Source organism: Flavobacterium sp. (assembly GCF_049318325.1).
Taxonomy (GTDB): domain Bacteria; phylum Bacteroidota; class Bacteroidia; order Flavobacteriales; family Flavobacteriaceae; genus Flavobacterium.
This window is the reverse complement of sequence record NZ_JBMOGQ010000088.1, coordinates 1-9,801: the sequence shown is the minus strand read 5'-3', so window position 1 is coordinate 9,801 and position 9,801 is coordinate 1. Positions and strand designations below refer to the sequence as shown.

Annotated in this window: 9 protein-coding genes and 1 tRNA gene; 7 read left to right on the top strand and 3 right to left on the bottom strand. The window is 34.1% G+C overall.

Going from position 1 to position 9,801, the window contains the following annotated elements; genetic code table 11:
- Positions 1-1,277: DUF885 domain-containing protein (locus ACOYLP_RS08565; RefSeq protein ID WP_422855760.1), on the top strand; the 1,277-nt coding region annotated here is incomplete at its 5' end.
- Between the two features lie 58 nt (positions 1,278-1,335).
- On the top strand, positions 1,336-2,265 hold the full coding sequence (locus ACOYLP_RS08560; RefSeq protein WP_422855759.1) for an FISUMP domain-containing protein: 930 nt from the start codon (positions 1,336-1,338) through the stop codon (positions 2,263-2,265).
- A gap of 131 nt (positions 2,266-2,396) precedes the next feature.
- On the opposite strand, the gene ACOYLP_RS08555 is transcribed toward ACOYLP_RS08560, so the two are convergent.
- Positions 2,397-2,478, bottom strand: a tRNA-Leu gene (locus ACOYLP_RS08555).
- A 122-nt stretch (positions 2,479-2,600) separates the two neighbouring features.
- Between ACOYLP_RS08555 and ACOYLP_RS08550 the strand changes: the two genes are divergently transcribed.
- Positions 2,601-3,989, top strand: a complete 1,389-nt coding sequence (locus tag ACOYLP_RS08550; RefSeq protein ID WP_422855758.1) for a dipeptidase — start codon at positions 2,601-2,603, stop codon at positions 3,987-3,989.
- A 291-nt stretch (positions 3,990-4,280) separates the two neighbouring features.
- Here ACOYLP_RS08550 and ACOYLP_RS08545 read toward each other — a convergent pair whose 3' ends face one another.
- Positions 4,281-5,075 carry a DUF2797 domain-containing protein gene (locus tag ACOYLP_RS08545; protein ID WP_422855757.1) on the bottom strand — a complete coding sequence of 265 codons (795 nt, stop codon included), beginning with the start codon at positions 5,073-5,075 and terminating at the stop codon, positions 4,281-4,283.
- 178 nt (positions 5,076-5,253) lie between these two features.
- Between ACOYLP_RS08545 and ACOYLP_RS08540 the strand changes: the two genes are divergently transcribed.
- Positions 5,254-6,783 (top strand): GH3 auxin-responsive promoter family protein, encoded by a 1,530-nt coding sequence (locus ACOYLP_RS08540; RefSeq protein ID WP_422855756.1) that lies wholly within the window; start codon positions 5,254-5,256, stop codon positions 6,781-6,783.
- Between the two features lie 139 nt (positions 6,784-6,922).
- The gene (locus tag ACOYLP_RS08535) at positions 6,923-7,804 is read left to right on the top strand and encodes a DMT family transporter (RefSeq protein WP_422855755.1); all 882 of its coding nucleotides are present in this window, start codon (positions 6,923-6,925) and stop codon (positions 7,802-7,804) included.
- Positions 7,805-7,852: 48 nt separating this feature from the next.
- On the opposite strand, the gene ACOYLP_RS08530 is transcribed toward ACOYLP_RS08535, so the two are convergent.
- A complete protein-coding gene (locus ACOYLP_RS08530) occupies positions 7,853-8,203 on the bottom strand; it encodes a helix-turn-helix domain-containing protein (protein ID WP_422855754.1) in 351 nt (116 codons plus the stop codon).
- A gap of 107 nt (positions 8,204-8,310) precedes the next feature.
- Between ACOYLP_RS08530 and ACOYLP_RS08525 the strand changes: the two genes are divergently transcribed.
- Positions 8,311-9,270, top strand: coding sequence for an FISUMP domain-containing protein (locus tag ACOYLP_RS08525; protein WP_422855753.1), 960 nt, complete (start codon positions 8,311-8,313; stop codon positions 9,268-9,270).
- A gap of 10 nt (positions 9,271-9,280) precedes the next feature.
- Positions 9,281-9,694: a hypothetical protein gene (locus ACOYLP_RS08520; protein ID WP_422855752.1), complete on the top strand. Its 414-nt coding sequence runs from the start codon at positions 9,281-9,283 to the stop codon at positions 9,692-9,694.
- Positions 9,695-9,801 lie beyond the last annotated feature (107 nt).

The following is a 9,801-nucleotide window of genomic DNA, read 5'->3' as shown; positions in this document are numbered from 1 at the left end:
TAGATTCAGCAATGGTTTACATGAAAAAAGGAATCGACAAAGGAATGGTTTTACCAAAAGCATTGACTGTAAAAATGATTCCTCAGTTTGAGAGTATGGTTACTACAAATGTTGAAGACAATCTTTTTTATTCCGCTTTAAAAGCTTTCCCAAAAGAAATTACAGCAGACCAACCAGAGACATTAAAAAAAGAATATACTGCTACAATCAAAGAAAAATTGGAACCACAGTTCAAAAAAATTACTGAATTTTTGAAAAACGAATACCTTCCTGCCTCAAGAACTACAAGTGGAATTGGCAGTTTGCCAAATGGAAAGGAGCTGTACAAAGTATATGCAAAACAATGGACAACGACTACCAAAACTCCGGAAGAAATTCACGCGCTTGGCTTAAAAGAAGTATCGCGAATCAAAGCCGAAATGGAAAAAGTAAAAGACCAGGTTGGATTCAAAGGAACCATAAATGAATTCTTTGAGCATGTTAGAACCAAACCAGAATTAATGTCTTTCAAAACACCCGAAGAAGTTATTGCCAACTTCGAAAAAATACATCAAACCATAAAACCTAATGTTGACAAATTGTTTTCGTTGCAACCAAAATGTCCTTTCCAAATAAAAAGAACAGAAGCTTTCAGAGAAAAAACAGCCAGTGCGGAATACAGCCAAGGTTCAGCTGACGGATCAAGACCTGGAACTTTCTATGTGCCGATTCCGGATGTAAAAGCATATAATTATTATGGTGACGAAGATTTATTTCTGCACGAAGCAATTCCTGGACATCATTTCCAAATTTCATTACAACAAGAAAATAATGAATTGCCGAATTTCAGAAAATTTGCTTGGTTTGGCGCTTATGGCGAAGGTTGGGCTTTGTACACCGAAAGTCTAGGAAAAGAATTGGGTTTATATACTGATCCGTATCAATACTTTGGTATGTTAGGAAACGAAATGCATCGAGCTGTTCGTTTAGTAGTTGATACCGGAATTCATAATAAAGGTTGGACGCGTGAGCAGGCTATTAAATATTCATTAGATAACGAAGCCGAAAGCGAAGCCGGAATTATTGCTGAAATTGAGCGTTACATGGCCATTCCCGGACAAGCATTGTCTTATAAAATGGGACAACTGAAAATTTTAGAACTACGCAAAAAAGCACAAGACAAGATGAAAGACAAATTTGACATAAAAGTTTTCCATCAAAAAATACTAGAATCGGGTGTATTGCCTTTAGCGCTGTTGGAAAAGAAAATTAACAACTGGATTGAAACCGGTAACTAGGGCTGAACGCGTATTAATTAAATTCTTACATTTGGTTTTTAATTTAAAAATAGAAATTATGAAAAAAATACTACTCTCAATTTTTGCTTTGGTTCTTTGCAATCAAACGACTTATGGACAAGAAGTCACTATTGGTACTCAAATATGGCAAACCACCAACTTAAATGTAACAACATATAGTGATGGAACCCCTATACCTCAAGTTACTGATCGAAATGAATGGGCAAACCTTACCACAGGAGCGTGGTGTTATTATAACAACGACTCAGCCAATGGAGCTGTCTATGGCAAGTTATACAATTGGTATGCTGCCGCTGGTATTTACGATGCGACTTCTGCTGCTAACCCAGCTCTTAGGAAAAAACTGGCGCCAACAGGCTGGCATGTTCCTACAGATGAAGAATGGCTTACTTTGATTACTTTTCTTGACCCTTTATCTAATGGAGGATCAACTTTTGTAGGAGGAGCATTGAAACAAACAGGAACATCTCTTTGGACAAGCCCCAACACAGGAGCAACCAACAGTACAGGCTTTACTGCACTTCCGGGAGGTTATCGCTACTACACAAATGGGGCATTATTCAACAGCGTTGGTGACGTCGGTTCCTGGTGGAATTCGTCAGAACCCAATTCAGCAAGTGGTATTTATATCTTTATGTATTACAGTAATGGTAGCATAGACAGAACGGGTAACAATAAGAGAAACGGTTGTTCGGTGCGTTGCCTCAGTGATAATTCACTTTCTAATACAACATTTGATAAAAGTAATATTGAATTATATCCTAATCCCGTTTTAAACGTCTTAAATGTAAAAGTTTACGACAACCTTATTAATCAACCTTATTCCATAGTTGATGGTTTAGGAAGAGTTGTTTTAAGTGGAAATCTTGAAGAAGTTGAAACCACCATCAATGTTGAGCAATTATCTAAAGGTATATATTATCTAAAGGTGTCAGATAATAGTGCAAGCAAGTTTATAAAAGAGTAAATACAAAAGAGCAACCTAAACAGTTGCTCTTTTTTTATAAATTAAAATACAAGAATTTTCATAATAGTTGGACAACTATTAAAATCAAAAAACGCAACCGCTTACTTTATAAGGGATTGCGTTTATTTTTGTGCGGGTAATAGGACTCGAACCTACACGCCTTGCGGCACCAGATCCTAAGTCTGGCATGTCTACCAATTTCACCATACCCGCAAAATTGATTGTATCAATAATTGGCAGCAAATATAATCATAACTTCAAACTTTCAAAGGAAAAATTTAAAAAAAACAATTAGCATTTTTTTGTATTTTTGGTTCACTAATTAAAAACTTCCAATGGACAACATCAAGAATTACGTTCAACAAAACAAAGAACGTTTTATCAATGAACTAATCGAATTATTAAAAATCCCATCAGTAAGTGCCGATAGCGCTTATGCTCACGATGTAATAGCTACTGCTGATGCCGTAAAAGCTTCGCTTGAAAAAGCGGGTTGCCAGCAAGTTGAAATTTGTGAAACTCCTGGCTATCCAATTGTTTTTGGAGAACATATCATAGACGCATCCTTACCAACCGTTTTAGTTTACGGACACTATGATGTGCAACCACCAGATCCAATGGAACTTTGGACTTCTCCTCCATTTGAGCCTGTAATCAAAACAACTGAAATTCATCCTGAAGGTGCCATTTTTGCACGTGGCGCCTGCGATGACAAAGGTCAGATGTATATGCATGTCAAAGCTTTTGAATATATGATTGCAAACAATAATTTGCCTTGCAACGTAAAATTTATGATTGAAGGTGAAGAAGAAGTGGGCTCAAAAAGTTTGAGCTGGTTTGTAGAAAAGAATCAAGAAAAATTAAGCTGCGATGTGATTTTGATTTCCGATACGGGAATGATTTCAAACCAACAGCCAAGTATCACAACTGGTTTGCGTGGATTGAGTTACGTTGAAGTGGAAGTTACCGGACCAAATCGTGATTTACATTCCGGGTTATACGGCGGCGCTGTTGCCAACCCAATTAATGTGTTGACCAAAATGATTGCGTCTCTTCACGATGAAAACAATCATATAACTATTCCAGGATTTTATGATAAAGTAGAAGAGTTGACTGCTGCCGAAAGAACCGAAATGGCAAAAGCACCATTCTCTTTAGACAACTATAAAAAAGCCTTAGATATTGACGATGTGTATGGCGAAACTGGTTATGTAACTAATGAAAGAAACTCTATTCGCCCAACATTAGACGTTAACGGAATTTGGGGCGGCTATACCGGAGAAGGTGCTAAAACCGTAATTGCTAGTAAAGCGTATGCAAAAATTTCGATGCGTTTAGTACCTCATCAGGATTGGGAGGAAATTACGGAACTATTCAAAAAACATTTCGAAAGTATTGCCCCAAAATCGGTAAAAGTAAAAGTTACACCTCATCATGGTGGGCAAGGTTATGTTACGCCAATTGACAGTATCGGATATAAGGCAGCTAATAAAGCATATACCGAGACTTTTGGTGTGCCAGCAATTCCGGTTCGTTCCGGTGGAAGTATTCCAATTGTTGCACTGTTTGAGAAAGAATTGAAATCAAAAACTATCTTGATGGGATTCGGATTAGATTCGGATGCCATTCATTCGCCAAACGAACATTTCGGAATTTTTAATTACTTAAAAGGTATTGAAACAATTCCGTTATTTTATAAATATTTTGTGGAGCTGAGTAAATAAACCACTATGGACTTGAAGTCCATAGATTTGATTTGCGGACTAAAAGTCTGCTAAATTTGTAAAACTTAATTTATAAACACGAATTACACAAATTTTCACAAATTAATTTGTGCTAATTTGTGTAATTCGTGTTAAACTTTATAGAAGCTGAAAGCAAAATGCACTAAAGTGCATAGTTTTAACTATTTATGAGACCAATAAATTAACCTCGAAACCTTTAGGTTCAGAGAAGTAATGCCTAATATCATTTAATTAATCTGCTCTAATAATAGAAAAATCAGGGCAGGTTTTTTAAATTGAAATCTTTACTACATAACCTTCAAAAGTACGAACGTTAAAAACCGTTCCGTCTTCAAACATCAGATATTGTCCTTTTATACCGGTCAATTTTCCTGAGAAATTTGGCAATTTGTCTAAATTCAAGCTGTTGACTTTATTTGGATATTGCAAAACAGGATAATGTAATTCATATAAATTATTCTTTTCGGAATAATAAAACTCCTGAACTTCCTTTGGAATTAAATATTTAAGCGATGCTTTTTCTTTGAGCAAATCAACTTCTGGCACATCGTTTTTCAACATTTTTTGCCAATTGGTTTTATCTGCATAATGATTCTTTAAAGCTACTTCGGTAATTCCGGCCAAATATCGATTCGGAACTTCAACAATTGGTAATGCCTGAACTGCACCTTGATCAATCCAACGCGTTGGCACTTGGGTTTGTCTGGTGACTCCAACTTTTACTTCGCTCGACAATGCCAAATACACAATATGCGGTTGCAATTGCACTCTTTTTTCATATTCTAAATCGCGGTCTTCAATATCCAAATGCGCTGTGCTCAACTCGGGTTTCATAATCCAATCGCCGGCAGATGCTGAACTCATAAAACAATCATAGCAAAAACCCTGACGAAAAATCTTTTTCTTTTTAACACAATTCAAACATTGGTAACCAACAAAATTTATTTCCAACGATTTGTCCAATAACTGATTCAAACTCAAAAAACTATTCTCAAAAACCAAATAATATTGAATCGGATTGGAAAATTCGGTTTGCATTTTGGTTAACACGCCTTCGTAAGTCATATTTTAAATTAGAATTAGCCCTTCGACTTCGCTCAGGGTGACAGTTTTGATTATTCATAGCAAGATTAGGAATTTATTGCTATTTTAGCGTAAAGTTATAATTTATTTCGCTTCGCTACATACAATTCGCGCTGCGCACTTAAGTCGTAACTCATAATTCGTAACTCATAATTCAAAAATGCCAATACCGTTAATTAATTCTATTGCTTCCTGGGTTTTAAAACAGCGCATTCATCAGATTGAGTTGTTTTTAAAATATCCGCATGAAGTTCAAGAAGAATTAATGATGAACTTAATTCGTTCTTCGGAAGAAACCGTTATTGGACAGAAATATGATTTTGGAAGTATTAAAAACTATCAAACTTTTGCAGAAAGAGTTCCAATTGCTACTTATGAAGATTTGGAACCGATGATTGAACTAACTCGAAAAGGAGCACAAAATGTTTTTTGGAACACGCCAATAAAATGGTTTGCCAAATCGAGTGGAACTACCAATGCCAAAAGCAAATTTATTCCGGTAAGTAATGAAGCTTTGGAAGATTGTCATTACAAAGGCAGCAAAGATTTGTTGTGTATGTATTTGAACAACAACGAAAACTCTGAAATGTTTTTAGGCAAAAGTTTGCGCCTTGGTGGAAGTTCTCAGATTTACGAAAACAACAACACGTATTTTGGAGATTTATCGGCTATTTTAATTGAGAACATGCCTATTTGGGCCGAATTCAGTAGCACACCCAGTAGTAAAATATCCTTGATGAGCGAATGGGAAACTAAACTTACCGCCATTATCAACGAGACTAAGAATGAAAATGTTACTAGTTTTGCCGGAGTTCCTTCTTGGATGTTGGTTTTGTTAAACAGAATTATGACTGAGACCGGCAAAGAAAATCTAATGGAATTGTGGCCAAATTTGGAAGTATATTTTCATGGCGGTGTTAGTTTTGAACCGTACAGAGAACAATACAAAAAGATACTACCTCAAAATAATTTCAAATACTACGAAATATACAATGCTTCTGAAGGATTTTTTGCAATCCAAGATTTGAATTATTCCAATGATTTATTGCTGATGTTGGATTATGGAATATTCTACGAATTTATTCCGATGGATACTTTTGGCACCGAAAACCAAAAAGTAATTCGCCTTTCGGATGTAGAATTATTTAAAAATTATGCAGTTGTGATTACCACTAATGCCGGACTTTGGCGTTATCTGATTGGCGATACCGTGCGCTTTACTTCATTGTCACCCTACAGAATTCGCGTTTCGGGAAGAACCAAACATCATATTAATGTTTTTGGCGAGGAATTAATGGTTGAAAATACCGATATGGCTTTGGCTAAAACCTGTTCAGATATTCATTGTGAAGTGAAAGACTATACTGTTGCGCCAATTTTTATGAAAGATAAAGAAAAAGGAGCACACGAATGGATGATTGAATTCAAAAAACAACCAGATGACATTCGATTGTTTCAAAAAACATTGGATGAAAATTTGCAATCTTTAAACTCCGATTACGAAGCCAAACGCTATAATAATATGACTTTGAATCCTTTGGTGGTGAATGTGGCTCGTGAAAATTTGTTTTACGATTGGCTTAAAGAAAACAATAAACTCGGCGGGCAACACAAAATACCGCGACTTTCGAACGAAAGAGATTATTTGGAGCAGTTGAAAAGTATGCAGAACGAAGGAAAAATAAATTAGTGATGAGAAAAGCTGTTTTGTATTTACTTTTAGTAATTTTTTTAGTGTCTTGCGGTACTCGCAGAATGAAATGTGGACCTGGAAGACGTTGTCTAGTAGATGCTCCTAAAGAAAAGATGATTGTAAATAAACCAATCTCTTGAAAACAAAATTATATCTCGCACTATTTTGTGTAGCTTTCTTTTGGGGTACTACTTTTTTAGGAATCCGAATTGGAGTTGAAACAATACCGCCTTTTATATTGGCTGGAATCCGTAATTTAATTTCAGGGTCCATAATTTTTTTCTATTTGTATTCTCAAAAAAAATTAGAAAAAGTTAGTCCAAGACAATTTTTGCGAGCATTTATTTTATCAATATTAATGATTGTTTTAGCTAACGGACTGACGACTTATGGCGAAAAATATATTACAAGCGGATTAGCATCCTTAATTTCTACATTTACTCCATTTTGTGTTTTGATTCTGAACCTAATTTTTGGGTATGAAAAACTATCCGTCAAAACAGTAGTCGGAATTCTTCTGGGTATGTTTGGAATTTTCCTTATTTATCAAAGCAGTTTAACCGATTTGTTAATTCCTGAATATCGACAAGGCGTTTTCGCACTATTGTTTGCTATTTTAGCTTGGGCTATTGGAACCATATTTATGAAAAGAGGAAGCGAAAACTCTTTGACAATGCTTATGAATGTCTGCGTACAAATGTTAATTGCTGGAGTAGTTTTGACCGCTATTCAATTTTATTTTACCCCAGATATTTCAACTACAACTTGGAGTTTAAGAAGTGTTTTCGCAATGATTTATCTCGCTTTATTTGGCTCAGTTGTGGGTTATGTTGCCTTTAGCTATTTGATTACACAACTGCCTTCAACCAAAGTGGTGGTCTTATCTTATATTAATTTAGTAGTAGCACTATTTTTAGGTTGGTTGATTTTGGATGAAAAAATTACGATTAGAATTATAATTGCTGCAGCATTCATAATTAGTGGAGTACTTGTTGTGAATTATAGAAAAATGAAATAAATCGCTTCATAATATATAATTGATTTTAAAAGACACTGAGAAATTTTATTATTTTCCTTGAAGTAACTTTAATAACTGTATTTGCTCTTTGAGCGATTGAATGGTTTCCTCGTATTGTTGAATTAGTTTTTCAGGCATATTTATATTCTTAACATTATTAATGTCACTAGAATTATAAAAATTAAATATCTTCTTATCATCAAATCCTAATACTTCCATAGGTTGAACCTCGAGAATTGAACTGATTTCATTCAATCGATTGATGGTCAATTGGGTTTCTCCCGTTTCAATTTTGCTATAAGCTCTTGTTGACAAACCGAGCTTTTGCGCCATATATTCTTGCGTAAAATTTTTCAATTCACGTATCTGTTTAATCTTCGTTTCTGCCTGTTGTATCATTATAATAAGAATTAATAGTTCAAAATTAGAACTTTTTAATCAATTAAAGAAATTTTTGACATAATATTTTGCAAGGTTGGAGTGTATTTTTGTAAAAATAAAAAAATATGGTATCAAGATTAATTATTCTCATCCAATTAGTATGTTTTATTAGTTGTACTTCATCAAGTACTAATGACAACTCTAATATCCCCGTGCCTTTACCTGCAACAAATTTAGCAGTCATTAATGTATTTTCAAATCAAGTTGATTTAACTTGGACAGACAATTCAACTAACGAAACAGGATTTAAAATTGAAAGAAAAACAGGAAATGGTTCCTTTACAGTTGTAGGTTCTGTGAATACAAACGTTAATACTTACAGTGATACGGGATTAAATCAAAATACAGAATATATCTATAGAGTCTATTCTTACAATACAGGTGGTAACTCAGTTACATATAGTAATGAAGCCAATATTTCAACAACTGCACCATTAAATATGATTAGTGTTGCAATAGGTACACAAGTTTGGCAAAAAAACAATTTAGATGTTGCCACCTACAGGGATGGCACTTCAATTCCTCAAGTTACAAATCCATCAGAATGGATAAATTTAACGACTGGAGCATGGTGTTTTTATGAAAATAATTCTACTAATGGTATAGAACATGGTAGACTTTATAATTGGTATGCAGTTGCAGGTATTTATAATAGCGCTTCTTTAATAAACCCTTCTTTAAGAAAACAATTAGCTCCTATCGGTTGGCACATTCCTTCAAATGCAGAATATACAACGTTGATTGATTATTTAGGAGGTACTTCAGTTGCTGGTGATAAAATGAAAGAAACGGGTAATACATTTTGGTATTTAAATAATAATTATGGAACAAATTCAAGTGGTTTTTCAGCTAGAGGAAGTGGTGCTAGAGATGGGAATGCTGGAGGTTTTCAAAGTAAAGGAGGTGCCTGTTGGCTATGGACTTCGGATTCATATGCCATATTTTTAAATAATACAGCTGTTCAGATTCAAAATTCTAATGGTCAAAAAAAATCAGGTGCGACGGTGAGATGTATTAAAGATTAAATTTCGATTTATGATTAATAAAAGAAAAGCTTCTTCTGAAATTAATAAAGAAATTCTAAAAAATCAACTAAATTTAATACAGTATAAAAACACAACTATTTTTGAAAATGATAGTTTGTTTGTATTATCTCCTTCGGTTCAAAATAAGCAAAAATGGTTTGATATTAGAGAGGTAAATATTATTAAGGTTAAGAAGAACAAAAAAGCTTATTTGATAATTAGATATTTTAATCAATTCATCGTTATAGATTTATATGAATTTATCGAATTAATGATTTGTGATTGCAAATCAAACAATAGTAAAAACAGTGGTATACATTGGAAATTTGTAATAAATAATAATTGTATTATAAATAAAAAATCTAAGTCTCAAATTATTATTAAAATATTGGATAAACAAGAATTAATTTCACAAAAGTTATAGTTAATAAAGCAATTAAATTGCGGATAATCCCTCGCTAAATCGCAATTACTTCCCCCGCTCCCGCGCGAATCCTTTCGCGTGGTTCTAAATATAAAATAAACTATTTT